At 70.3% G+C, this 24,496-nt stretch carries 17 protein-coding genes; 6 read left to right on the top strand and 11 right to left on the bottom strand.

Annotation, left to right across the window (positions count from 1 at the left end):
- The first annotated feature begins 114 nt into the window (after window positions 1-114).
- On the top strand, window positions 115-1,050 hold the full coding sequence (gene accD / locus ACSF9G_RS17950) for an acetyl-CoA carboxylase, carboxyltransferase subunit beta (RefSeq protein WP_436643490.1): 936 nt from the start codon (window positions 115-117) through the stop codon (window positions 1,048-1,050).
- 96 nt (window positions 1,051-1,146) lie between these two features.
- Entirely contained in the window at window positions 1,147-2,457 is a 1,311-nt protein-coding gene (locus tag ACSF9G_RS17955; protein WP_436643491.1) for a bifunctional folylpolyglutamate synthase/dihydrofolate synthase, read from the top strand.
- 391 nt (window positions 2,458-2,848) lie between these two features.
- On the opposite strand, the gene trxA is transcribed toward ACSF9G_RS17955, so the two are convergent.
- From trxA to ACSF9G_RS18010, 11 genes are all read right to left on the bottom strand, one after another.
- Window positions 2,849-3,169: a thioredoxin gene (trxA, locus tag ACSF9G_RS17960; protein ID WP_261615559.1), complete on the bottom strand. Its 321-nt coding sequence runs from the start codon at window positions 3,167-3,169 to the stop codon at window positions 2,849-2,851.
- An 87-nt stretch (window positions 3,170-3,256) separates the two neighbouring features.
- Complete coding sequence (gene addA, locus ACSF9G_RS17965; RefSeq protein ID WP_436643492.1) at window positions 3,257-6,691, bottom strand: double-strand break repair helicase AddA; 3,435 nt, start codon at window positions 6,689-6,691, stop codon at window positions 3,257-3,259.
- Between the two features lie 4 nt (window positions 6,692-6,695).
- Window positions 6,696-9,836, bottom strand: coding sequence for a double-strand break repair protein AddB (addB, locus tag ACSF9G_RS17970; RefSeq protein ID WP_436643493.1), 3,141 nt, complete (start codon window positions 9,834-9,836; stop codon window positions 6,696-6,698).
- 38 nt (window positions 9,837-9,874) lie between these two features.
- Window positions 9,875-10,645: a nucleotidyltransferase family protein gene (locus tag ACSF9G_RS17975; RefSeq protein WP_436643494.1), complete on the bottom strand. Its 771-nt coding sequence runs from the start codon at window positions 10,643-10,645 to the stop codon at window positions 9,875-9,877.
- Window positions 10,646-10,656: 11 nt separating this feature from the next.
- Entirely contained in the window at window positions 10,657-12,216 is a 1,560-nt protein-coding gene (gene tsaE / locus ACSF9G_RS17980) for a tRNA (adenosine(37)-N6)-threonylcarbamoyltransferase complex ATPase subunit type 1 TsaE (RefSeq protein ID WP_436643495.1), read from the bottom strand.
- A 14-nt stretch (window positions 12,217-12,230) separates the two neighbouring features.
- Window positions 12,231-14,912: a sensor histidine kinase gene (locus ACSF9G_RS17985; RefSeq protein ID WP_436643496.1), complete on the bottom strand. Its 2,682-nt coding sequence runs from the start codon at window positions 14,910-14,912 to the stop codon at window positions 12,231-12,233.
- Between the two features lie 288 nt (window positions 14,913-15,200).
- Window positions 15,201-15,512: an HPr family phosphocarrier protein gene (locus ACSF9G_RS17990; RefSeq protein ID WP_436643497.1), complete on the bottom strand. Its 312-nt coding sequence runs from the start codon at window positions 15,510-15,512 to the stop codon at window positions 15,201-15,203.
- Between the two features lie 12 nt (window positions 15,513-15,524).
- Entirely contained in the window at window positions 15,525-15,932 is a 408-nt protein-coding gene (locus ACSF9G_RS17995) for a PTS sugar transporter subunit IIA (protein WP_436643498.1), read from the bottom strand.
- Between the two features lie 242 nt (window positions 15,933-16,174).
- Complete coding sequence (locus tag ACSF9G_RS18000; protein WP_436643499.1) at window positions 16,175-16,750, bottom strand: HPr kinase/phosphorylase; 576 nt, start codon at window positions 16,748-16,750, stop codon at window positions 16,175-16,177.
- Window positions 16,751-16,752: 2 nt separating this feature from the next.
- Window positions 16,753-18,552, bottom strand: a complete 1,800-nt coding sequence (locus ACSF9G_RS18005) for a sensor histidine kinase (protein ID WP_436643500.1) — start codon at window positions 18,550-18,552, stop codon at window positions 16,753-16,755.
- A gap of 10 nt (window positions 18,553-18,562) precedes the next feature.
- A complete protein-coding gene (locus ACSF9G_RS18010; protein WP_436643501.1) occupies window positions 18,563-19,261 on the bottom strand; it encodes a response regulator transcription factor in 699 nt (232 codons plus the stop codon).
- Window positions 19,262-19,431: 170 nt separating this feature from the next.
- On the opposite strand from ACSF9G_RS18010, the gene ACSF9G_RS18015 reads away from it, so the two are divergent.
- From ACSF9G_RS18015 to ACSF9G_RS18030, 4 genes are all read left to right on the top strand, one after another.
- Window positions 19,432-20,166: a HugZ family pyridoxamine 5'-phosphate oxidase gene (locus ACSF9G_RS18015; protein ID WP_436643502.1), complete on the top strand. Its 735-nt coding sequence runs from the start codon at window positions 19,432-19,434 to the stop codon at window positions 20,164-20,166.
- A gap of 194 nt (window positions 20,167-20,360) precedes the next feature.
- The gene (locus ACSF9G_RS18020; protein WP_436643503.1) at window positions 20,361-21,974 is read left to right on the top strand and encodes a phosphoenolpyruvate carboxykinase; all 1,614 of its coding nucleotides are present in this window, start codon (window positions 20,361-20,363) and stop codon (window positions 21,972-21,974) included.
- 104 nt (window positions 21,975-22,078) lie between these two features.
- On the top strand, window positions 22,079-22,936 hold the full coding sequence (locus ACSF9G_RS18025; protein WP_436643504.1) for an arylamine N-acetyltransferase family protein: 858 nt from the start codon (window positions 22,079-22,081) through the stop codon (window positions 22,934-22,936).
- Window positions 22,933-24,426 (top strand): gamma-glutamyltransferase, encoded by a 1,494-nt coding sequence (locus ACSF9G_RS18030; protein ID WP_436643505.1) that lies wholly within the window; start codon window positions 22,933-22,935, stop codon window positions 24,424-24,426. Before ACSF9G_RS18025 ends, ACSF9G_RS18030 begins: the two co-directional genes overlap by 4 nt.
- The last annotated feature ends 70 nt before the right edge of the window (window positions 24,427-24,496 follow it).

Below are 24,496 nucleotides of genomic sequence, written 5' to 3' on the forward strand. Positions count from 1 at the left end.
GTCACCGGGTGATTTCACCGGGTGATTTTGCCCCCGGGGTGAAATCACCGCCGAAACAGCATGTGTTAAACGGGTTTAGCGGCCAGGCTTGAAGCGGCCGCGAGAGAGGCTCCCGTGAACTGGATCAACAATTTCGTCCGCCCCAAGATCCGCAGTTTCCTCGAGAAGAAGGAAACGCCGGATAACCTGTGGGTGCAGTGCCCGGAAACGGGCGAGATGGTGTTCCACCGCGACCTGGAATCCAATCTCTACGTCATCCCCGGCTCCGGCCATCACATGCGCATGCCGGCCGAACAGCGCCTCAAGCACCTGTTCGACAACGGCGAGTACGTGCGCATCGAGACGCCGGACGTGGCGCCCGATCCGCTGAAGTTCCGCGACGAGCGGCGCTATTCCGACCGCATCCGGGATGCCCGCGCCAAGACCGGCGAACGCGACGCGGTGCGGATCGCCTACGGCACGCTGGACGCGCTTCCGGTGACCGCCGGGGTGCAGGATTTCGAGTTCATGGGCGGCTCGCTGGGCATGGCGGCCGGCGAGGCGGTCATCACCGGCTTCGAGACGGCGGCGGAGCGGCAGACGCCGTTCATCCTGTTCGCGGCCTCCGGCGGCGCGCGCATGCAGGAAGGCATCCTGTCGCTGATGCAGATGCCGCGCGCCACGGTCGCGGCGGAGAAGCTGCGCGAGGCGGGGCTACCCTATATCGTCGTGCTGACCCACCCGACCACCGGCGGCGTCACCGCCTCCTACGCCATGATCGGCGACATCCATATCGCCGAACCGGGCGCGCTGATCGGCTTCGCCGGGCCGCGCGTCATCGAGCAGACGATCCGCGAGAAGCTGCCGGCGGGGTTCCAGCGCAGCGAGTACCTGCTGAAGCACGGCATGGTCGACATGGTGGTGCATCGCCACGACCTGCGCGCGACGCTGAGCCGCGTGTGCCGGATACTCATGAAGGCGCCGTCGCTGGGCGAGGCGGCCCCGGTCACCGGGGTGCCGGATGCCGAGGCGGCCGCGCTGCCGCCGCCGCTGGCGGAAGCCGCCGACTGACGCCCCTGACGGTGCCAGGAATCAATCCTATATAGGCCCGCATCTACAGGCCCGCATCGCTCCCGGACCCGGGATCGGGATCTTGAAGAGTTCGAGATGTTCAAGTCCGACGCAATCCTAGAGCGGCTCTCCGAGCTGCATCCGCGCAAGATCGACCTGTCGCTCGACAGGATGTACCGAATTCTGGGCCGCCTCGGGAATCCGCACCTGAAGCTGCCGCCCGTCGTCCATATCGCCGGCACCAACGGCAAGGGCTCGACCGCGGCCTACCTGCGCGCCATGCACGAGGCGGCGGGCCACGGCGTCCACGTCTACACCTCGCCGCACCTGGTCCGCTTCCACGAGCGCGTCCGGCTCGCCGATCCGGCGAGCGGCAGCACCTACGTGCCGGAAGCCGAACTGGCCGCCGCGCTGGAGGAATGCGAGACGGCGAACGGCGGCGAGCCGATCACCATCTTCGAGATCACCACGGCGGCGGCGTTCCTGATCTTCTCGCGCCATCCCGCCGACCTACTGCTGCTGGAAGTGGGGCTCGGCGGCCGGCTGGACGCGACCAACGTGGTCGACAACCCGGTCGCGACCGTCATTACGCCGATCTCGATGGACCACGCCGCCTATCTCGGTGACACGATCGAGCTGATCGCCGCGGAGAAGGCCGGCATCATCAAGCAGGGCGTGCCCTGCGTCGTCTCCGCCCAGCCGCGTGCGGTCGAGGCGGTGATCGAGCGCGTCGCCGCCAGGATGCGCGCACCGCTGTCGATCTCCGGCCAGGACTGGCACGCGGGCGAGGAGCGCGGCCGGCTCGTGTATCAGGACGAGCGCGGGCTGATGGACCTGCCGCTGCCGCGGCTCGTCGGCCGCCACCAGTTCGAGAACGCCGGCACGGCGATCGCGACGCTGCCCTACCTGCCGACCACGGTCGACGAACGGGCCGTCGCCACCGGGATGCAAACCGTCGAATGGCCAGCACGGCTGCAGCCGCTCACGCACGGGCCGATCGTCGAGGCGGCCCCGCCCGGCGCCGAGATCTGGCTGGATGGCGGCCACAATCCGGCCGCCGGCGAAGTGCTGGGCGCCGCGCTCGCCGAGCTGGAGGACCGCAATCCGCGTCCGCTCTACCTGATCGCCGGCATGCTGACGTCGAAGGACGCGTCCGGCTTCTTCCATCCCTTCGAGGGGCTGGCGCGCGAAGTGATCACCGTGCCGATCCCCGACGTGGAGGCGTCGTTCGATCCCTCCGATCTCGCCGCGGACGCCGCGCGCGCCGGCCTGACGGCACGGATCGCGGCGAGCGTCGAGGAGGCGCTGCAGAGCCTGCCGCGCGGCGAGAACGCCCGCATCCTGATCTGCGGCTCGCTCTATCTCGCCGGCCATGTCCTGAAAATCCAGGAAACCGTCCCGCAATAGGGCGCCCCCGCCGCCGCAAGGCCATTGCCGGCTCGCGTCCGCACCACGTCTTGCGTCATGGCCGGGCCTGCCCCGGCAATCCCGGGCGTATGGCACGCGATGCCCGGGTCAGGCCCGGGCATGACCTGTGAAGGATGAAGGCGCGGCGATGCGGCCGAAATCGCATGGGTCCGGCAAACGCCGTCCGGTCTTGTCCGCCTCTGCCTGGGTCCGCACCCTCTCCTTAGCACGGCCCGTGCGAGGCAATTTCGACGCCAGTGCAAATCACATTGGCGCAAGAGGAACAGGGGCCCCGCGCGGAACACAGGCGCCGGGCCGAACGGTCAGGCGCACACGAAAACGGCGGCGCCGAGGGGCGCCGCCGTCCGTATAGATCCGTTTCGGAGCCGAATCAGAGCGATTCGGAGATCCACGACACCAGCCGGCTCTTCGGCTGCACGCCGACCTGGGTGCCGACGGGCTGGCCGCCCTTGAACAGCATCAGGGTGGGAATCGCGCGAATGCCGTAATTGGCCGAAATGCCGGGGTTCTCGTCGACATTGACCTTCACGATCTTCGCCTTCCCGGCCATTTCCGCGTCGATCTCGTCGAGCATCGGCGCGATCTGCTTGCAGGGCCCGCACCACTCGGCCCAGAAGTCGACCACAACCGGCTCGGCGGAATCGAGCACGTCTGCCTGGAAATCAGCGTCAGTCGTATGGGAAACGGCCATTTGTCATTACCTCGCGGTCGCGAATCGGCCGCTCTCACGGCCTGTCTGGATGAGTTGAGCGGAAGGTAGGTAGGCAAGCCACAGGCGTCAAGCCGACGGTTGGCCACCATGCCTTTCGAGCAGATCGCGCGGAAGCGGCATGAGACGCGGCGCCGCCGTCCACAACAGCGCGGCGCGGACGGGACGGTCCGGCCAGATGCGGGCGGCGAGCGCGCCATAGGCGGCAAGCTGGGCGAGATAGGCCGCCGGCACGTCGTCCGGCGTTTCCGGGACCGTGCGGTCGGTCTTGTAGTCGACGATCAGGATGTCGTGATCGGTGACGGCGAGCCGGTCGATCTGGCCGATCAGCGGCGCGCCACCCGGCGCCTGCCGGCCGGCGATGTTCACCTCGGCCTGCGCGCCCGGAGCGAACACGGACGCGAAGGCCGGATCGTCGAGGATCGCCAGCACTTCGGCGAGATAGCCGGCGCGCGTTTCCTCCGGCCAGTCGGGGGCGAGCACGGCAAGGGCCCGCTCTCCCGCCGTCCGCCGGTCCTGCGGGGCGATCTCGGGAAGCGCCTCGAGAAGGCGATGCAACACCGTGCCGCGCCGCATGGCCTCCTTGCGGCCCCGCGCCTCGCCCTCGCCGGAGGCGACGTGCTCGGCAAGCCGCGAGGGGGCGAGCGGAGCAACGGCGGGGCGCTCGCGCGGCGCGTCGGCCCCCACCCAGGCCGGCAGTTCGGGGGCGGCGAGCACCGCTTCGGCGGGCGGCCGCGGCTGCGCCGGAGCGCCGGGACCGATGTAGCGACGTACCGGTCCGTCGGGCGTTTCGGCCGGTGCGAGGATCGGTGCCAGCGCGTTCGACATGAGGCCGTGCCAGGCGCCGTCGGGCAGCCTGTTGGCGTTGGTCTTGAAGCCGGCGACATAAAGGCGGTCGCGGGCGCGCGTCATCGCCACGTAGAGCAGACGGTTGGCCTCCTCGGCGCGCTGGCGCTCGGCGGTGGCGCGCAGGGCGCGGGTCGCGGCACAGTCGACCTGCTTGCTCTGGGCCCAGACGAGCGGCGCGCCGAGGCCGTCGTCGAACCGGAACAGCGGGCCGACGCCGCGCCCCGTCGTGGCGCGGCAGGTATCGGGCAGGAACACCACCGGCGCCTCCAGCCCCTTGGCGCCGTGCACGGTCATGACGCGCACCTCGTCGCGGCCCTTGTCCATGTCGCGCTTGACCTCGGCCGGGGCGGCGGCGAGCCAGGCGAGAAAGCCGGCGAGGCTCGGCGTCTCGGCACGCTCGTAGGCGAGCGCCAGGCTCAGGAACTCGTCCAGCGCCTCGAAGGCCTCGGCGCCGAGCCGGCGGTGGAAGGCCTTGCGGCCGCGATCCCGCCCGAGGATGCGGGCGTAGAACTCGTAAGGCTTCTCGAAGCCGGCGCGGGCGCGCCAGTCGGCCAGCCGGTCGCGGATCTCGGCGAGACGGTCGTCGTCCGCCGCCGCCGCCTGAAGCGTGCGCCACAGCGCGCCGCGCCGGCCGATCGCCAGCGCCATCAGCTCGTCCTCGCTGAGGCCGATCAGCGGCGACTTGAGCAGGGCGGCGAGATTGAGGTCGTCCTCGGGCATCAGCGCGAAGCGGCCGACGGCCATCAGGTCCATCACCGCAATATGGTCGGTCAGCACCAGCCGGTCGGCGCCGGCGACGGGAATATTCTGGCTCTTCAGCGCGCGGATCATCGGCTCGGCGAAGGGCGCGCGGCGGGCGACCAGGATCATGACGTCGCCGGGGCGGATCGGCGCGCCGGTGGCCGCCAGCGGTTCTTCTGTGTCGAGCCAGGCGCGGATCGTGCGCGCGATGCGCTCGGCCAGTCGCGACTCGGGGCTTCCGGCGCGATCGGCGTCGAGCGGCGCGTCCCACGGCGCGATATCCTCGCTTTCCGCCGGCTCCTCGATGTCCCAGAGTTCGAGCAGGCCGGGTTCGTTCTCGCGGATCGCCTCGTGGATCACCTGTTCAGGAGCCTCCGGCAGGATCACGCCGGCGGTCGCCGGGCCCTCCTCGAACACCGCGTCGACGGCCCTGAGCACGGTCGGCGTCGAGCGGAAGGAGAGCCGTAGCGGCACGTAGCCGAACGCCTTGCCGGCCTCGCCCGCACGCGCCTCGAACAGCCGCCGCATGGCGTCGAACCGGCTCGGATCGGCGCCCTGGAACGAATAGATCGACTGCTTGATGTCGCCGACGGCGAAGACCGTCCGGTTCGCCGCGCGCGCGCCTTCGCCGGCGAAGAACTCGCCGGCCATCTTCTCGACGATCTCCCACTGGCGCGGGCTCGTGTCCTGCGCCTCGTCGACCAGCACGTGATCGAGGCCGCCGTCGAGCTTAAACAGCACCCAGCCCGCGTCGGCGCGACCGAGCAGCATGGCCGTGCGCTCGACGAGGTCGTCGAAGTCGACGAACCCGCGCGCGGCCTTGAGCGACTGATAGCGGCCGATCACCGCGTCGGCGACGGTGAACAGCGACGCGTTGGCGGCCAGAAGCCGCGCGGCGGCAAGACGGTCCATCAGGCCGGCGACACGCGCCTTCTCGCGCTCCAGCCTGTCGGCAAGATCGGGGAATTCGGCGATAAAGGGCTTGGTCAGGAACCGTTTGCGCTCCTCGCCGGAGGACGGCGCGATGAAGACGGACAGATAGGCGTCGAGCGCATCGGCGTCCGCGTCGGCCCCGGCGGCCGCGGCCAGAAAGCCGCCCAGCTCGGCGACCGCCTTGCTGCCGGTCGCCAGCGCGGCGGCTACCGACAACCACTCGGAGCGCGGCAGGTGCGGCCCCGTCAGGATCTCGGCCATGACGGCGGCCTCGCCGTCGCCGGGGGCGAGGCCGAGACGGTCGCGCAGGCGCTCGAGCGCGGCGGCGAGATCGCCGCCCTCGCGCAGCCACTCGAGGAAGGCGCCGCGGCGGCCGAGCACGGCGCGCAGAAGGTCGTCGAAGCCGGTGTCGCTCAGGCGCCGCAGCAGGTCGGCGATCGCCTCGGTCAGCGGACCGTCCTCACCGGTCTCTACCAGCACCTCGGCCCGCGCCTCGGCCAGAAGCTCGGCGCTGCCGCGTTCCTCCAGAACGGTGAAGCCCGCCGTCACGCTCGCCTCGAAGGGGAACTGCTGCAACAGCCGTTCGCAGAAGGCGTGGATGGTCTGGATCTTGAGGCCGCCGGGGGTCTCGACGGCGGCGGCGAACAGGCGGCGAGCGCGCGCCAGCGCCTCCGGCTTCGGCGGGCGGCCCTCGATCTCGGCGATCTTCTGGCGAAGCGCGTCGTCGGGCAGGGTCGTCCATTCGCTCAGCCACTCGAACACGCGGTTCGACATCTCGGCGGCCGCGGCCTTAGTGTAGGTGATGCAGAGCAGCCGCGCCGGATCGGCGCCGGACAGGAGCAGGCGCAGCACGCGCTGGGCCAGCACATAGGTCTTGCCGGCGCCGGCATTGGCGCTGACCCAGGCCGAGCCGCGCGGGTCCGACGCCTCGCGCTGTCTTTGCTTCACCGGTTCGGGGACGGGACGGGCGAGCGTGCTCATCGCATCAGTCTCCGCCGCCGTCACCCCCGAGCCGGCCCCATTCGGGCCAGCGCGAGAGGTGGTCGTAGTCGGTGAACCGGCCGGCGAACTGGGCGCGCGGCTTGACGAAATAGGCCTGGTCCGGATCGGCGAAGCGGGCCAGCAGACCGGTCAGGCTGGCCAGCGTCCCGGCGGCGAAATCGGCGACCGTCATGTCCGTCGGCACCACCGTCTTCACCGCGCCGGGAACGCGGCTCCCCTTCAGTTCGACATAGGCCAGCTCGACCGGCGACAGCCGGGCGAGGTCCGGCCCGAAGCCGCCGTTCATCGCCATCGCCGCCTCGAGCGGAAGCTGCGGGCTCAGGCCGGTGAGCACCTGCTTGTCGCTCGGCGCGGTGCCGGTCTTGTAGTCGACGATGCGCAGGCCCCGGTCGGTCACGTCGAAACGGTCGGCGCGGCCCGAGAGCATAATTTCCCGGCCGGCGATCTCCAGCTTCAGCTCGCCCTTCTGCTCGACGAGGCGCTGCTTCAGGCCGGCGCGGTCCTCGGCGTCGCGGCCGACGAACCAGTCGGCGACACGCAGGAAGCGCGGCCACCAGAAGGCCCGCACCTCTGGGAAATCATCAAGCGTCTCGAACAGCGTCGCGCCGATGGCGACCAGATCGGCGGGTTCGCCGGCATCGATCGCCTGCACATAGCCGGCGAGCGCGTCGTGGATGATATTGCCGCGCTCGCGCGCGTCGGGGGCCTCGTCGAGTTCGCCGAGCGGCTCGAGCCGCAGCACACGGCGGGCATAGACCGCGTAGGGATCGCGGATCAGCGTCTCGATCTCGGTCACGCTCAGGCGGCCCGGACGCGCCTCGACCGGCGGGCGCGGCGTCGGCTCGCCGAGCGGCGCGAGCGCCCCGGCGAGATCGACCGCGCGGGCGATACCGAGATAGCGCTCGCCGCGCGCGACCAGCGCCGTGTAGCGCGCGTCGCCGACGACGGCCCGGAAGCGCTGCAGCCAGCGCGAGGCCACCGCCGGGGCACCGCCGAGCTTGGTGGAGCGGGCGAGCACGATCTCGGGCGCGCACATCGCCTGGGCGACGTCATGGGCGGCAAGCCCGATGAAGCGCTCGGGCGCCTCCAGGCCGACGTCGCGGCGCATCGGCCGGTTGAGGAACGGATCGGTGCGGGTGTCGGCCGGCCAGACGCCTTCCTCGAGCCCGCCGAGGATGACGAGATCGGCGGAGATCATGCGCGCCTCGAGCGGGCCGAGGATCGACAGGCGCGGATGACCGGGCGCGCGCCGGCGCACGGGAATGCCGGACATCAGCGCGCGCAGCAGCGCGGGATACTGGTCGAGCCGCGCCGACAGGCCGCCGGGCGCGGCGTCGTCGAGATCGGCGAGGAAGCGGCCAAGGGCCTCCCCGTCCTCGCCGACGAGCGTGGCGCCGGAGAGCGTGGCGCCGTCCGGGGTAGCCCCGCCTGGGGTCGCGCCGTCCGGGGTCGCGACAACCCCGGCGAGGGCTGTGCGATGGGCGGCGGCGAGATCGGCGAGGGGGCATTCGCCCCGCCGCGCGATGTCTTCCAGGGGCGCGAGCACGGCGGCGATGCGGTCGGCGAGATCGATGGCGCCCTGCCAGTCGCCCTCGTCCAGGCGCCGGACGGATGGATGCCGGTACCCCTCGGCGCGGTGCGTATGGGCATGACGGACGGCGCGGACGAGGCCCTGCCCGCCGGACGCCGGCCGCGGGCCGCGCAGGACCGCGAGCTCGAGCACGCGGGCGGCGCGGCGCGCCGCGTCCGCCTCCAGCCCGAAGCGGGCGAGCGGATGCTGGATCAGCGCGACGAGGGAGACCGGCGCCAGCCGCAGCGCGGCGCTATCGGCGATCAGGCGGTACACGGTGCCGGCCGGCGTCTCGGACAGCGGCACACCGGCGGAATCCTCGACGGGGATGGTCCAGCGCGCGAGCTCGCCGGAGACGCGCCGGGCCAGGGTGCGGTCCGGGGTCACCAGCGCGGCGGTGCGGCCCGGCGTTTCCACCGCCTCGCGCATCATCAGCGCGATCGACAGCGCCGCCTCCTGCTCGTTCGCGGCTTCGAGTACGGTGACGCCGGCGACCGCGTCGTCGAAATCCGCGGCGTCAATGCGCTCGGCCAGGCCCGCCCAGCGGTCGGTGGTGGCGACCGGTCGGAAGGTCTCGGCGACGATCCGCTCGCGTGCCGGCCGCGCCGGTTCGACCAGCCGGTCGACGCCGCCACGCACCGCGCCCATGCGCCCGAGCAGGCGCTTCAGCCCGTATTGCGGGTGCCCCGGCTGCGGCGTCTGGTCGGCGTCGATCGCGTCCCAGCTTTCCGCGTCGAGATCGAGATCGAGGCCGGGCAGGACAACGGCGCCGTGGGGCGACCTGGCGATCGCGGCGAGCAGCCCGGCGGTCGCGGGGATCGTGCCGGTGGAGCCTGCGGCGATGATCGGCCTCTGCGGCGGGGCCGCGTCTAGCCGCCGGCTCTCCGCCTCCAGCAGCGCGTTGCGGCGGGCGGCGGGATCGACACGGTTCTCGCTGGCCAGGATCGCCGGCCACAGCTCGGTCGCGATCCGCAGGAACTCGACGGTGAGCCGCCAGTATTCGGCGTGATCCTCCGGCACCAGCCCGCCCAGGCCGGCAAAGCTCCGGCCCTCGGTCTCGAAGTCGTCGATCAGGGTGGCGAGATCGCGGGCGAGGAAGGCGGCGTCGCCCGGCACGACCGGGATCGCCACCGGCTCGTCGCGGCCCGGCACCATCAGCGTCTGAGCGACGGTGCGGCCCCATCTCAGCACCAGTTCGGTGAGCAGCACGTGGCGGCGCAGGGGACCGATCGCCGGCGGGACCGTCAGGGCCGCCGCCGCGTCGCCGAGCACGCCGGCGCCGGCGAGCGCCAGCTCGACCTCGTCGATATCGCCGATCGGCCGGATGCGCGGCAGCAGCAGCGCACCGCCATCGGCACGCTCGGCCAGGATTTCGGCGAGCACGCGGCAGGCACGCCGGGTCGGCAGCAGGACGAGATAGTCGGAAAGCGGCCAGGGCGCCCCGTCGGGACGCGGGGGCACCAAGGTGCCCGTCTCCAGGGCCTCGGCGAGGCGGGACAGGAACGGCGCGGAGGGCGGCACCGTCCATAGCCGCGGCCGTCCCGGTCCCGTCATCGGTTCGCCTTGTCTGGGATGTCCGCCATCCCGGGGCCTCACATGGCGCTTTCGAGTATCATCCGCTCCGCCTCGCCGATCGCCTGCGGCGTGCCGACATGCATCCACAGTCCGTCGAGCCTCAGACCGTACAGCCTTTCGGCCTCGATCGCCCGGTCGAACAGCATGTTGAGCGAGAACGGCCCCTCGGGCGCGCCGTCGAACAGCTTCGGCGACAGTATCCCGCAGCCGGTGTAGACGAAGGGCGCGGTGATGCGCTCGGGACGGCGGCTGAGGCGGCCTTCGGCGTCGAGCAGGAAGTCGCCGTTACCGAAATAGCCGGAAGTGGCGACCACCGGGGCGACGACCAGCAGCGCGTCCATGCGGCTCTCGTCCCAGGCTTCGGCGAGCCGCGCGAGCAGCGGCCGGGCCCCGTCGATCCACAGCGAATCCGTGTTGAGCAGGAAGAACGGCCTGTCGCCGAGCCTGGGCATCGCGTGGACGATGCCGCCGCCGGTCTCCAGCAGCAGCGCGCGCTCGTCGGAAAACTCGACGCGCGGGTGCCGGCGGTCCTTCAGATGCGCCTCGACCTGGCCGGCGAGATAGTGGACGTTGACGACGGCGCGGTCGACGCCGGCCTCGGCGAGACGGTCGAGCACGTGATCGATCAGCGGACGGCCGGCGACCTCGACCAGCGGCTTCGGCTTCGTCTCGGTGATCGGACGCATGCGCGTCCCCAATCCCGCGGCAAGCACCATTGCCGTATCGGGGCCCGTAACGGGGGCCCTATCAGGCACCGTCCCCGGACGGTGTTTCCCGCTGCCGTTCATCGCCATGTCGTTCAGCCCGCCACCCGTTTGCGCCGTTCAGCCGGAAGATGGGTGTCGTACCAGAGCTTGAGCCCGGCGAGAACCGGGTGGGAGAGCGCGTGGTCGAGATAATCGGAGACGCGCGGAATGTGGCGCAGGTATCCCGGTTTGCCGTCGCGCCGGGCCAGACGCGCGAAGATGCCTAGGATCTTGGTGTTGCGCTGGGCGGCGAGGATGGCGAAGGCGCGATCGAACCCCTCCGCGTCGAAATCCGGTTCGGCGACCTGCCGCTCGGCGACATAGCGGGCATACAGCTCCCGCCACATCCGATCGGCGATATCGACGCGGGCATCGAACACCAGCGAGGCGACGTCGTAGGCCGCCGGCCCCATCACCGCATCCTGCATGTCGATGATGCCGATCCGGGCAATGCCCTCGCGCTGCGGCAGCCACATCAGGTTCGGCGAATGATAGTCGCGCAGGACCCAGGTGCGGCGGCGGGCTGGGTCGGTCACCTCGTACAACAGATCGTCCCAGAGCGCGCGAAACGCATCGACCGCCTCGCCCGGCAACGGCCCGCCGGTCACGAGCGGCGCGAACCATTCGAGCAGAAGCGCGATCTCGATCAGGAACGCCTCCTGGTCGTAGCGGGGCAGGTGATGGACGACCCCGGGGGCGGCCTCGACGGCGTCGGGCAGGTCGATGCGGTGCAGCGCCGCGAGCACGTCGATCGCCGCGCAGTAGCGGCTCATGATCGGCGTGCCGTCGGTATCGAGAACGCCCTGGCGGCCGAGGTCCTCGGTGACGAGGACACCGGCATCGAGATCGGCGGCATAGATCTCCGGGGCCGAGAAACCGTAGTGCCTCAGGCCGTGCGCCATCGCCACGAACGGCGTCACCGTCTCGGCCAGATGGGCGACGCGGCTATAGACGACGGTGCCGGTGCCCGGATCGGGCATCGCCGGTGAATCCATCAGGATCGCCGCCCTGCCGTCGCCGGAAAGGCATTCGTAGCGGCGCGCCGAGGCGTCACCCAGCAGGAAGCGCCTGTGCCAGTGGCCGTAGCCCAGACGCCGCAGCGCGTCGCGCACCGCGACGAGACGGTCGAGCCGGCCGGCCCAGTTTCCCGTCCCGATCAGGTGCGCCGTGCGGGCCTCGGGGGCATCGGGATCGACGGACAGGTGGATATCGAGGCGGTCGAAATCGAACAGGCCGGCGGCCCGTTCCGGCCATTCGACCAGCACCAGGCCGTCGCGCGAGAACTCCTCGAGCCCGAGCTCGTCGATCTCGGCGGGGTCGGCGATGCGATAGAGATCGACATGGGCGATGCGCAGCCGCCCGGCGTCATAGGTCTGCACGAGCGTGAAGGTCGGGCTGGGGACCTCGAGCGCCGGATCGTCGGCGACGGAGCGAACCAGCGCACGGGCGAAAGCGGTCTTGCCGGCGCCGAGGTCTCCGGCAAGCAGGATCACGTCGCCGGCCCTGGCGGAGGCGCCGACGGCTTCGGCGAGACGGGCCGTGGCGGCCTCGTCGGCAAGCGCGATATCCGCATTCGCCGTCCGGGGGACAGGAACCTGGTCGGAGGACGACACGAAGCCGGGCCCGCTCAGCGCCGTTCCTGGCGCTCGGTGCGCCCGGTGCGCGCATCGGCGCCGGCAATCGCCATACCGGTCTGCGGCACCCGGTCGAAGGCATGGACTTCAGCCTCGAACGGCTCTTCGTCGTCGTACGACATCGCGCGCTCGGGCTGGCGGGTCGGGAAGGTGCAGGTGACCACGGTCCCCTGCCCCGGGCGGGTTTCCAGGTCGACCGTGCCGCCGTGCAGCTCGACGAAGCTCTTGACGATCGACAGCCCGAGCCCGGCGCCGCGATGGCGGGTGCCGAGCGAATGGCTCTCGAAGCGTTCGAAAACGGTGCGGCGGACCTCGTCGGGAATGCCCGGCCCCGTGTCCGACACGGCGAACACGATGTGATAGCCGCCGTTGCGACGGCAGGCGATCCGCACCGACTGGCCGGGGTCGGAGAAGCCGACAGCGTTGGACAGAAGGTTGAACAGGATCTGGCGAACGCGCTTCTCGTCGGCCTCGAAGCTGCCGATGTCCTCGGGCACGTCGATATCCAGCGCGATCTCGGATTCCTTGAGCCGGTCCTGCAGGCCGTCGGTGACGGCCTCGACGGCCGAACGAATGTCGACGTCGCCGATATCGAGCTCCATGACGCCCGCATCGATCGTGGCCAGGTCGAGAATGTCGTTGATGATCGCGAGCAGCGCGCTCGACGACGACAGGATGTATCCGGAATATTCGCGCTGGCGATCGCTCAGCGCCCCCGGCTCGCCGTCGCTCATCAGCTGGGCGAAGCCGATGATGTTGGTGAGCGGCGCCCTGAGCTCGTAGGACACCTTGTGCACGAACTCGTTCTTGATACGCGCCGCCGTCATCAGCGCCTCGTTGCGGTCACGCAGCGCGCGTTCGATACGGGCGGAATCGCTGACATCGGTGAACACGACGAGCGTCGCTCCGTCGGGCAGCGGCACCGCGCGCAGGTCGACGATCGAGCGATCGGGACGCTCCATCCGCACCGACACGGATTCGCGCGAGTCGAGCAGACCGGTGACGACCGCCCGCAGGGAGGCCCACACCGTGTCGTCGTCGTAGCGCTCGCGGCACCAGCCGATGACCGCCTCGACATGCGGCTCGCCGTCGAGATCGTCGCCGGCGAGGCTCCAGATCGTCGCGAAGGCCGGATTATGCAGTTTCAGCCGCCCGTCGGTGCCGAACACGGCGATGCCTTCGTCGAGGCTGTCGATGGTCTCGCGCTGAACCTGGGTGAGCGCCACGAAACGGCTTTCCAGGTCGATCGACGCGGTGACGTCCTCGAACAGCGCCGAGACGGCCCCGTCGCCCTGGCGCGCCAGCACGACGCGGAAGGCGCGGCCGTCGGGCAGGTGCCAGAGCGTCTGGCGCATCGGCTCGCCGCCGTCGGCGCCGCGATCCGAGCCGAAGATGGCAAGCTGGTCGTCGCGCCAGCGACGGTACTCGCCCGGCTCCTGGATGCGGCCGGCGGCGCGCAGCCGGTCGAGGATCTCGTCGAAGCCGGGGCGGCTGTCCAGGAACGGCTCGTCCAGAGCCCAGAGCTGGCGGAACGACCGGTTGTTGAAGACGAGGCGGCGGTCGGCGCCGAACACGGCGACGGCGGTGGAGACCTGGTCGAGCGTGCGCGCATGGATGGAATCGCGCGCGCCGAGCTGACGGCGCAGCCGGTCCAGCTCGTTCACGTCGACGGCGATGCCGGCATTGAAGCGCTCGGCCTTGACGTCCCAGACCTCGTGCACCCGATCGTCGCCGCGGACGGACAGCGGCACCTGCCGGTGCGCGACGCCCCCGGCCTGGCGGGCCTGCTCGACCTCGGCGCGCGTCTCGTCGTTGAAAAGCGGCGTATCCGCCTCGATCGCCGCCTTCGGGTTCCCCGCCCCGACGGCGCGGGCATAGGCGTCGTTGGCCCAGACGAGCTTGCCGCCGGCATCCCTGAGCCAGGCCGGCATGGGAACGACGTTCATCAGCGCATGCAGGCCCTCGACGTCGCGGCTGAGCCGCTTGAGCCGGTCATGGATCCCGGCAAGCTCGCGGCGCTGGCCGGCGAGATCGCGGATGCGCAGCACGGCGCGGCCGCCGGCGGAGCGGCCGTCCGCCTCGACGTGGCCGGGCTCGACGTCGCCGCGGGCGCGGGTGCGAAGCATCACGTTGAAGCTCTCGCCGCGCGCCCGCAGGCCCGTCACGAAACGTTCGAGCTCGAACGCGGATTCGGCGTCGAGCCATTTTCCGAAGGCAAGGACGTCGCCGCGCCGGGCGGGCAGGACCCGGGACGGGCCGGGATCGCATTTGATCTCCGGCGCCTCGTCCGCCGGCGGCCAGACCACGAGCACGTTCTGGTCGACGGCCAGCAGCCCCTCGGCCCGTTCCACCCGCGCACTCAGCTCGCCGATCTGCTCGCGGGCGCCGCGCTCCACCGCCTGAAGCCGCGCGCGCGTGCGCACGAAAAGGATCGCCGCCAGAACCGCGAAGAACAGGATGCCGAGAAACAGGCTGAGGGCGGCCAGCGTCTCCTGTGGAATGCTGGCGGCGGAATCGACCACGCGGCCGCGAAGGGAGGTGACCGCCTCGGCGATCTCGGTCCGGGCCGACGCGCCGGACTGCGCGGAGGCCGGCATTGGAATCAGCCAGACGAGACACAAGGCGAGCGTCGGAGCGACGCCACCGTCGCCCATCTGCCGCCGCTTTGGTCTCATTCCGCCCGTCCCTCAATCCGCGCCCAACGGAGTCGTGGAGCCGTCCGCCGGAACGTCAGCCCCCTCACCGCGAACGAATCAGTCCGCCGTTAATCTAATGGGACGGACGAAGCCTGTCATGGTGGCAAGCGGGTCGCATGGCGCCGCCTACCGGCCTGCGGGATATTAATCTGGTTAAGCTCTTAACGGCGCAATTAACTGAAACCGCGCAATTTTAAGCAAATTGTTCGCGTTTTTGACGATCAAAGAGCGCCGGCTAACCGTCCGGCGCGCCGTCGCGGGGCGGGATCAACTCTCGTGGAAACCCGCTTCGACGAGCGCGGCGAGTTCGTCGAGGGCCTTTTCGGCCTGCGGCCCGGTCGCCGCGATCTCGATCTCGCAGCCCGGCGACGCCCCCAGGACCAGCAAACCCATGATGGATGTGCCGGCAACCGTCTGGTCATCGCGGGACACGGTGACCTCGGCGTCGAAGGCGCCGGCAAGCTTGACGAACTTGGCCGACGCGCGGGCGTGAAGGCCGCGCTGATTGCAGATCCTGACGGTCCTGCTCAGACGGTCGTCGCTATCGGCGCGGACGGCGCTGTTGTTGAGATCGGTCATGCCACCTGCCGCCTACTTGCCGTTGCCCGAAAGGACCTCGCTGGCGACGCTGATATATTTCCGTCCCGCGTCGCGGGCCATGGCGCCGGCCTCGGCGAGCGCGGTGTCGCCGCGAATGCTGGCGAGCTTGATCAGCATCGGCAGGTTGACGCCGGCAACGACCTCGACCCGGGCGCTTTCCATCACCGAGATGGCCAGATTGGACGGCGTCCCGCCGAACATGTCGGTGAGTATGATCACGCCGGCGCCGTCGTCGACCCGGGACACGGCGGCGAGTATGTCGTTGCGCCGGCGTTCCATGTCGTCGTCGGGACCGATCGATATGGTCTCGAAGTGGTCCTGGGGACCGACGACGTGTTCGAGGGCTGCGCGAAACTCTGCAGCGAGGCGGCCGTGGGTGACGACAACGAGACCGATCATTTTCTGCCGATCATATTCCTGAGTGCGTGTTTTCCCGCGTGATCGTTCTTGCCGTTCCCCGGACGCGCCGCTCTTGCATGGCGGGCAGGCCGGGGGCGGAATTTCCTGTCACACGTTCTTCGCGTTCCGATGTTCGCGTACCGTTATTCGCATTCTTTTGCACGCGTTCCACTGGGCCCGCGTTTCACAAGGGCCGACCGGCCGCTGCGCCGGCGCATCTTGAACCGGTCCGCAGCCGGGTTTCAAGCCCGAATGCGCGGGGTTGCGCCCGCACCCGGATCGTCGCCCGGATCGTCTCCCCGGCGGTCCGTCGATTTCTCCGTCCGATTTCCGGCCCGAATCCCGTCCACGGTTCCCGCGGCGATGCGTTCCTGCACGGCCAGCACCCTGTCGGTCGCGGCCGGATCACCCGCCGGCACGGCGATGCGGGGCAGCACGACCCCGGCGATCGCGACCGTCGCCTCGGCGGCACCGGGCAACCGTTCGACGCGGGCGGGCGCCAGCATGTCGACGACGAGGCGCACGACCGCGCGCGGCTCGTGCGGACCGGCGATGATCCCGACGCCGCGCATTTCCATCAGCCCGCGGATCGGGTCCGGTGCGATCGCCACCAGGCGGTCGCCGCAGGCGACCACGGACACGGCATCGTCGGCGACAAGGCGAACGGGCAGACGCGGCCCGTCGCGGCCGAGCAGGGCGGCGGCGAGGGCGGACTTGCCGCTGCCGGGCTCGCCGCGGATCAGCACAGCGCCGGCGCCGATCAGCACGCAGGTCGCCTGGACCAGAGGCAGCGGCCGATTGTTCGGGGAACGGGCCACGGTCAGCTGGCGGCCGGGAGGCGGACGACGAAGCGGGCGCCGAGCACGGCTCCGGCCGGCGTGCCGTCCTTGTCGCCGCTCGAGATCCGGTTCTCGGCGGTGATCCGGCCGCCGAGCGCCTCCACGATCTGGCGCGAGATCGACAGGCCGAGGCCGGAATGGTTGCCGAAGGCCTCGCGCTCGCCGCGGTCGGTGTAGAAGCGCTCGAAGATACGGTGCGCGTTCTCCACCGGAATGCCCGGCCCGTCGTCATCGACGACGATCTCGACCTCGTCGCGCACCCGCCGCGTCGACACGTGGACGGTGCCGTCGGCGGGCGAGAAGGACTTGGCATTGTCGACGAGGTTGTTGACGACCTGGCCGAGGCGGGTGTCGTGACCGATGACGAAGTAGTCGGAGGGGCTCGCGGGCTTGGCGATGGTCAGCTTGACCTCGGCCTGGTCTTCGCGGCGCATTTCGTTGGCCAGCGACACGACCGTCTCCAGCAACTCGACGATATCGACCGGCTCGGCCTCCGTGCGGGCAAGCTCGGCGTCGAGGCGGGAGGCGTCGGATATGTCGGTGATCAGCCGGTTAAGGCGCCTGACGTCCTGCTGGACGATGGCGAGCAGGCGGTCGCGGTCCTCCTCTGTGCGCGCCAGCGGCAGGGTCTCGACAGCGCTCCGCAGCGAGGTCAACGGGTTCTTCAGCTCGTGGGCGACATCGGCGGCGAAGCTCTCGATCGCCTCGATGCGCTGGTAGAGCGCGCGCGTCATCGATCGCAGCGCCCGCGACAGGTGGCCGATTTCGTCGTTGCGGTCGGTGAAATCGGGAATCTCGGCGCGCGCCCTGGTGCCGTAGCGCACCCGCTCGGCGGCGGCGGCGAGACGGTGCACGGGGCCGGCGATCGTCGAGGCCAGCAGGATCGACAGGCCCAGCGTGACAACGGCGGCGACCAGGAAGATGCGCAGGATCGCCATGCGCTCGGCGGCGACGATCGAGTCGATGTCGCCGCCCTGGGTCGACAGCAGCAAGGCGCCGTGCACGGCGCGGAAGCGCTGGATCGGCACAGCCACCGAGACGATCATCTCGCCCTTGTCGTTGACACGCACGACGCTTGCCGAGGAGCCGTTCAGGGCGGCGTCGACCTCGGCGTAGCTGCGCCCCCCATCCGCGCCGATCTCCTCGTAGAGCGGCAATTCGCCGCGGCGCAGCCACAGGCGCAGCGCCTCCCAGGCGCGCTCGAACACGTTCCGGTCGGCGCCGCCCGGGGCCGGCAGCTCGTAGCGCAGGATCTGGCCGCGCGAGAAGATGTGGCGGGAATCGAGGATCAGGAAGCCGTCGCGGTCATAGATACGCGCCCGCGTGCGCGTCGGCGAGATCAGGCGCCGCAGGATCGGCGCGACCTGCTCGGGATTGATCAGGAAATCGACGACGCCGAGCTGTTCCTCGGTCGGCGAGAGGCTCTGCCCCGGGCCGAGCTTGAAAAAGATCTCGGGATCGACCCGGAGCGCGTCGGGATCGTAGGCGCCGGAGGCGGAGATGGCGCCGGCGATGATCTCGCCCTGGGTGAGCAGGCTCTCCACGCGGGCGTCGATGAGCCCCTCGCGGAACTGGTTGAGATAGAGGATGGCCGAGACCATCGCCACCAGACCGGCGAGGTTCAGGATGGCGATGCGCTTGGTCAGGCTGGAGAAGACATAGTCGCCGAAGAAGCGGCGGACATAGCGCCGCCGGCCGGCGGCCTCGCCCGCGTCCGCCTGCTCCGTACGGACCTCGTCTTCCTGTCCGGCCCGCCAGCCCCGTTCCGCCTCCACAGCCATCCGGTCTCGCTCAGTTCTCCTTGAAGCGGTAGCCGACACCGTAGAGCGTTTCGATCATGTCGAAGCTCGTATCGACCGCCTTGAACTTCTTGCGGAGCCGCTTGATGTGGCTGTCGATCGTGCGATCGTCGACATAGACCTGATCGTCATAGGCCGCGTCCATCAGCGCGTTGCGGCTCTTGACCACGCCGGGGCGCTGGGCGAGCGCCTGCAGGATCAGGAACTCGGTGACGGTCAGCGTCACCGGCTTGGCGTCCCAGGTGCAGGTGTGGCGCTCGGGGTCCATCATCAGCTGGCCGCGCTCGATCGCCTTGGAGCCCTCCTCGCGCGGGGCACTGGCCTCGCGGGCGCCGGCGCGGCGCAGCACCGCCCTGACGCGCTCGACCAGCAGGCGCTGGGAGAACGGCTTGCGGATGAAATCGTCGGCGCCCATCTTGAGCCCGAACAATTCGTCAATCTCCTCGTCCTTGGACGTCAGGAAGATGACGGGCATCTCGGATTTCTGGCGCAGCCTGCGCAGAAGCTCCATGCCGTCCATGCGCGGCATCTTGATGTCGAGAATGGCGAGATCGGGCGGCGTGGCGGTCAGGCCTTCGAGCGCCGAGGCGCCGTCTGTGAAGGTCAGAATCCTGTAGCCTTCGGATTCCAGCGTCATGGATACCGAGGTCAGGATGTTGCGGTCGTCGTCGACGAGGGCGATTGTCGGCATGATTTCTAGCGACTCGCGGCTGTTTGCACGATGTTCCGGACGCCACTCATCGCGTCCACAGGGCGAAAATGTGGCGGCGCCGCGCCCGGATTTCTATAGTCGCCCATGAGATCAGACGCAGTTTAGTGTGAATATGCCCCACTGTCATGGCTTGATCGGAGGCTGAGCCGATGAACGATTTGCAAACAGAGCGCCCCTTCGATGCGGTTTCGAGCGCCCGCCAGGTGATGCGGCTGGCGCTGACCGGGAGCCTCGCGACCCTCGACCCGCAGGGCCGTCCCTATGCGTCGCTGGTCACCACGGCGACCACGATCGCCGGAGAGCCGATCCTGCTTTTGTCGAAACTGGCCGTGCATACGCAGAATCTCGACCGTGATCCGCGCGCGTCGCTGCTTCTGGTCGGTCCGGGCGGGGAAACCGGCGATCCGCTGGCCGGCGCGCGGGTCTCGCTGACCGGCACGGTCGCCCGCGACGCCGACGAACAGCTCGAACGCCGGTTCCTGGCCCGTCATCCGGAAGCGGCGGGCTATGCCGGCTTCGCCGATTTCGCCTTCTACCGGTTCACGGTGGACAGCGGGCATCTGGTCGCCGGATTCGGCCGGATCGTCGACATTCCGGCCGCTGATCTGCTGGTCGATGTCGAAAAGGGGCTCGCGGAGACGGAATCGAGCGCGGTTTCGCACATGAACGAGGACCATGCCGACGCGCTGCGCCTCTATGCCACGGAGCTTCTCGGGCTGGGCGACGGGTCCTGGCGGGCGGTCGGCCTCGACCCGCTGGGCCTCGACATGCTGTGCGGGACCGTGCCGGCCCGGCTCGATTTTCCCGCTCCGGTCACCAATGGGGGAGACCTCCGCGCCACCCTTGCGACGCTTGCCCGAAAGGCTCGGTCGGCTGCCGCGTAAACTAAGTACAAAAGCGGATACAGCTACTGCTTGCTCCCCGCTTTTCCACGGTCTAGTTTCGCCGCCCACGAGCCGGGCGGAACTAGGGCGGCTCGCAAGGCGTGAAACCGCCGGGTGCGCTTGCACGTTCGCATCCGGCGACGAGTTTGGTCGGGCAGAAACGCCGGACCCAAGCGACATGCGGGGAGACGCAGGTGAAAGAGATCGGTGTGCGCAATCCGGCCCACGGGGCGGAGGAATTCGGTTTTTCCGGCCTGGAGGAGGTCCGGTGGAACCTCACCGAGCCGCTGCTCTTCGAAGCCGCCGTCGCGGCCGGTGAAGGCGAAGTCACGGCGTCCGGCGCGTTCAAGGCCATAACCGGCCAGCACACCGGCCGCTCGGCCCAGGACAAGTTCGTCGTCCGCGACGAGGCCACCGATCCGGTCATCTGGTGGGACAACAACAAGGCGATGTCGCCGGAGCACTACGAGCGGCTGCGCGCGGACATGCTGGCCCACGCCAAGGGCAAACGGCTCTACGCGCAGGACCTGTTCGGCGGCGCCGACGCGAAAAACCGCCTGCACGTCCGCCTCTTCGTCGAATACGCCTGGCACGCCCTGTTCATCCGCCACCTGCTGATCCGCCCCGACCGCCACGATCTCGGTCAGTTCCTTCCCGAACTCACCATCGTCGACCTGCCGAGCTTCCGCGCCGATCCCGAGCGCCACGGCTGCCGCACCGAGACGGTGATCGCCTGCGACCTGAGCCGCGGCGAGGTCCTGATCGGCGGCACCAGCTATGCCGGCGAGATGAAGAAGTCGGTGTTCACGGTGCTGAACTACCTGCTGCCGCCCAAGGGCGTGATGCCGATGCACTGCTCGGCCAACGCCGGCAAGGCCGGCGACACCGCCGTGTTCTTCGGCCTGTCGGGCACCGGCAAGACGACGCTGTCGGCCGACCCGTCGCGCACGCTGATCGGCGACGACGAGCACGGCTGGGGCGCCGACGGCATCTTCAATTTCGAGGGCGGCTGCTACGCCAAGACGATCCGGCTGTCGGCCGAGGCCGAGCCGCAGATCTACGCAACGACACAGCGCTTCGCGACCGTGCTCGAGAACGTCGTCCTCGACGAGACCACCCGCGAGCCGGACTTCGACGACGGCTCGCTCACCGAGAACACCCGCTGCGCCTATCCGCTGAACTACATCGACAACGCCAGCCTGACGGGGCTGGCCGGCCATCCCGGCAACATCGTCATGCTGACCTGCGACGCCTTCGGCGTGATGCCGCCGATCGCGCGTCTCACCGCCAGCCAGGCGATGTACCACTTCCTGTCCGGATACACGGCCAAGGTCGCCGGTACCGAAAAGGGCGTGACCGAACCGGAGGCGACGTTCTCGACCTGCTTCGGCGCGCCGTTCATGCCGCGCCATCCGAGCGTCTACGGCAACCTGCTGCGCGACCTGATCGCCCGGCACGGGGTGTCGTGCTGGCTGGTCAACACCGGCTGGACCGGCGGCAAGTACGGCGAGGGCCGGCGCATGCCGATCGCGGCGACCCGCTCCCTGCTCGCGGCCGCGCTCGACGGGTCGCTCAACGCAGCCCCGATGCGCGTCGATCCGGTATTCGGCTTCGAGGTCCCGACCGCGGTGCCCGGCGTCGACTCCCGCATCCTCGACCCGCGTTCGACCTGGGCCGATCCGGCCTCCTACGACCGGCAGGCGGAACGCCTTGTCGGCATGTTCCAGTCGAACTTCGCCAAGTTCGAGACGCATGTCGATCCGGAGGTCCGGGCCGCCGCGCCCGAGCTGCGCGCCGCCGCCGAATAGCGCCGCCGGGGTCCGTCGTGGCCGGTTGTCCCGCCCGTCATGGCCACCGCGCTTGCGCTTGACGGCGTTTGAGTCGATACCCGCACCGCATGGAGCGGGCATCGATGCGTGACACCCTCGACCTCGACGCCTATCTGCGGCGGATCGGCCATGACGGCGCCCGGACGGCGACGGCCGGGGCGCTTCGGTCCGTCGTTCTGGCGCACACGAAGGCGATCGCCTTCGAGAACCTCGATCCGCTGCTCGGACGCCCGGTGCGGCTCGATGTCGGTTCTATCCAGCGCAAACTGATCGCCGGGGGCCGCGGCGGCTACTGCTTCGAACACAACCTGCTGATCGCCCACGCCCTGCGCGCGATGGGATTCGGCGTGACCGGGCTTGCCGCGCGCGTGGTCATGGACCTGCCGCCGGGCGCGATGCGGCCGCGCACGCACATGCTGCTCCTGGTCGAGATGGACGGCGAGACGGATGGCGGGCGGGCCATCGTCGATGCCGGCTTCGGCGGCCTGACCCCGACGGGGCCGCTGATGCTCGAAACCGATGCCGAGCAGACGACGCCGCACGAGCCGTTCCGGGTCGCCAGGGTTGATAGGGTCGACAGGAACGAGACCGGCTACCGCCTGGACGTGCGGATCGCCGATGCCTGGACGCCGCTCTACGCCTTCGACCTGCAGGCCCAATCCGATCCCGATTTCGAGATGATGAACCATTATACCGCGACCCATCCCGACTCGACCTTCCGCAATGCGCTGCTGGCGGCGCGGGTCACCGACGACGCCCGCTACGGCCTGCGCGACGCGGTGCTGTCGGTGCATCGCCGCGGCGCGCCGTCGCAGCGGCGGACGCTGGACAGCGCCGAGGCCATCCGGGATGCGCTCGCCGACCCGTTCGGGATCGCGCTGCCGGACGATCCTGCCCTCGACGCGGCGCTTGCCCGTCTCGTCGGGGAGGCTGCCCGATGAGCCCGCCGCGCGGCGCGGTCGCCGCCGGCCATCCGCGCACCGCCGAGGCGGCGGCCGACGTGCTGGCCGAGGGCGGCAACGCGTTCGACGCGGCGATCGCAGCGCTGTGGACGGCCTGCGTCTGCGAACCGGTCCTGGCGAGCCCCGGCGGCGGCGGCTTCCTGACCGCGCAGGCGGGCGGGCGCACGCGCGTGTTCGACTTCTTCACCGCCGCGCCGTCGCGCCCGTTGCCGCGGGACGAAATCGAGTTCGCCGAGGTGACCGTCGACTTCGGCACGGCGACGCAGGTCTTCCATATCGGCGCGGGCGCCAGCGCGACGCCGGGCTTCGTGCCGGGCATCTTCGCCGTCCACGAACAGCTCGGCAGCCTGCCGATGCGGCGCCTGACCGAACCGGCCGTCGTCGCCGCGCGCGAGGGCGTCCGGGTCATGCCGCTGCAGGCCTACGTGTTCGACATCGTCGGCCCGATCTACCGCTGGACCGACACGGCGGCCGCCCTGTTCGCCCCCGACGGCGCGCTGCCGCAGGACGGCGGGACGTTCGCCAACCCCGCGCTCGCCGAGGCGATCGACGCGATCGGCCGCGAAGGCCTGCGGATCGCGACCGAAGGCGAGATCGCGGCGGCGATGGCCGACGTCTCGACCGCCCATGGCGGCCACCTGACCCATGCCGACATCGCCGGCTTCGCGGTGGAACTGCGCGCGCCGATCGCGGCGGCGATCGGCGCGCGAACCGGAGACTGGACGGTGTCGCTCAATCCGCCGCCGGCGCTCGGCGGCGCGCTGGTGGCGGCGATGCTGCGCACGCTCGACCCGCAGGACGCGGCCGATCAGATGGCGCGCGGGCGGGCCATCGACACCGTCGACCGGTTCTGGCGCGAGGCGCCGACCGATCCCGGCCGGCTGATCGGCACGGAGGCGCCACGGCCGACGCGGGCCGCCACCCGCGGCACCACCCATGTCAGCGTCATCGACGCGGACGGCAACGCCGCCGCCGCCACCGTCTCCAACGGCGAAGGCAACGGCCGGCTGGTCAGGGACTGCGGCTTCATGCTCAACAACATGCTGGGCGAGGAGGACCTCAATCCGGGCGGCTTCCACTGCTGGGAACCCGGACAACGGCTCGGGTCGATGATGACGCCGGGAATCGCCGCGCAACGGGACGGCTCGGTGGTCGCCTTCGGCTCGGGCGGCTCGAATCGCATCCGCACGGCGATCCTGCAGGCGCTCGCGAACCGGTGCTCGGCGGGGATGCCGCTGCAGGACGCCGTCGACGCGCCGCGCCTGCATATCGAGCGCGGCCATCTCGATTTCGAGGATTTCCTTGCCGAAGCCGACCGCGAACGGCTGATCCGCGCCTTTCCCGACCACCGCGCCTGGCCGGAGCGGAACCTCTATTTCGGCGGTGTCCACGCGGTCGAGCGGACCGCCAAGGGCGGCTTCGAGGCCGCCGGCGACCCGCGCCGCGGCGGGGCGAGCCGGATCGTCTAGGCGTCCCGGACCTCCCACCTTCGAGACGGGGCTGGCGCCCGTCCGTGCTGTGAGGGCACAGTAGCGCCGA

The organism is Microbaculum mangrovi (assembly GCF_051390635.1).
GTDB lineage: Bacteria > Pseudomonadota > Alphaproteobacteria > Rhizobiales > Tepidamorphaceae > Microbaculum.

Bases quoted from the DNA above. Each gene is read 5' to 3' on its own strand.
- ACSF9G_RS17955 (WP_436643491.1), top strand. From the start codon at position 1,147: ATGTTCAAGTCCGACGCAATCCTAGAGCGGCTCTCCGAGCTGCATCCG.
- trxA (WP_261615559.1), bottom strand. From the start codon at position 3,169: ATGGCCGTTTCCCATACGACTGACGCTGATTTCCAGGCAGACGTGCTC.
- addA (WP_436643492.1), bottom strand. From the start codon at position 6,691: ATGAGCACGCTCGCCCGTCCCGTCCCCGAACCGGTGAAGCAAAGACAG.
- addB (WP_436643493.1), bottom strand. From the start codon at position 9,836: ATGACGGGACCGGGACGGCCGCGGCTATGGACGGTGCCGCCCTCCGCG.
- ACSF9G_RS17975 (WP_436643494.1), bottom strand. From the start codon at position 10,645: ATGAACGGCAGCGGGAAACACCGTCCGGGGACGGTGCCTGATAGGGCC.
- ACSF9G_RS17985 (WP_436643496.1), bottom strand. From the start codon at position 14,912: ATGAGACCAAAGCGGCGGCAGATGGGCGACGGTGGCGTCGCTCCGACG.
- ACSF9G_RS17990 (WP_436643497.1), bottom strand. From the start codon at position 15,512: ATGACCGATCTCAACAACAGCGCCGTCCGCGCCGATAGCGACGACCGT.
- ACSF9G_RS17995 (WP_436643498.1), bottom strand. From the start codon at position 15,932: ATGATCGGTCTCGTTGTCGTCACCCACGGCCGCCTCGCTGCAGAGTTT.
- ACSF9G_RS18005 (WP_436643500.1), bottom strand. From the start codon at position 18,552: ATGGCTGTGGAGGCGGAACGGGGCTGGCGGGCCGGACAGGAAGACGAG.
- ACSF9G_RS18010 (WP_436643501.1), bottom strand. From the start codon at position 19,261: ATGCCGACAATCGCCCTCGTCGACGACGACCGCAACATCCTGACCTCG.
- ACSF9G_RS18015 (WP_436643502.1), top strand. From the start codon at position 19,432: ATGAACGATTTGCAAACAGAGCGCCCCTTCGATGCGGTTTCGAGCGCC.
- ACSF9G_RS18025 (WP_436643504.1), top strand. From the start codon at position 22,079: ATGCGTGACACCCTCGACCTCGACGCCTATCTGCGGCGGATCGGCCAT.
- ACSF9G_RS18030 (WP_436643505.1), top strand. From the start codon at position 22,933: ATGAGCCCGCCGCGCGGCGCGGTCGCCGCCGGCCATCCGCGCACCGCC.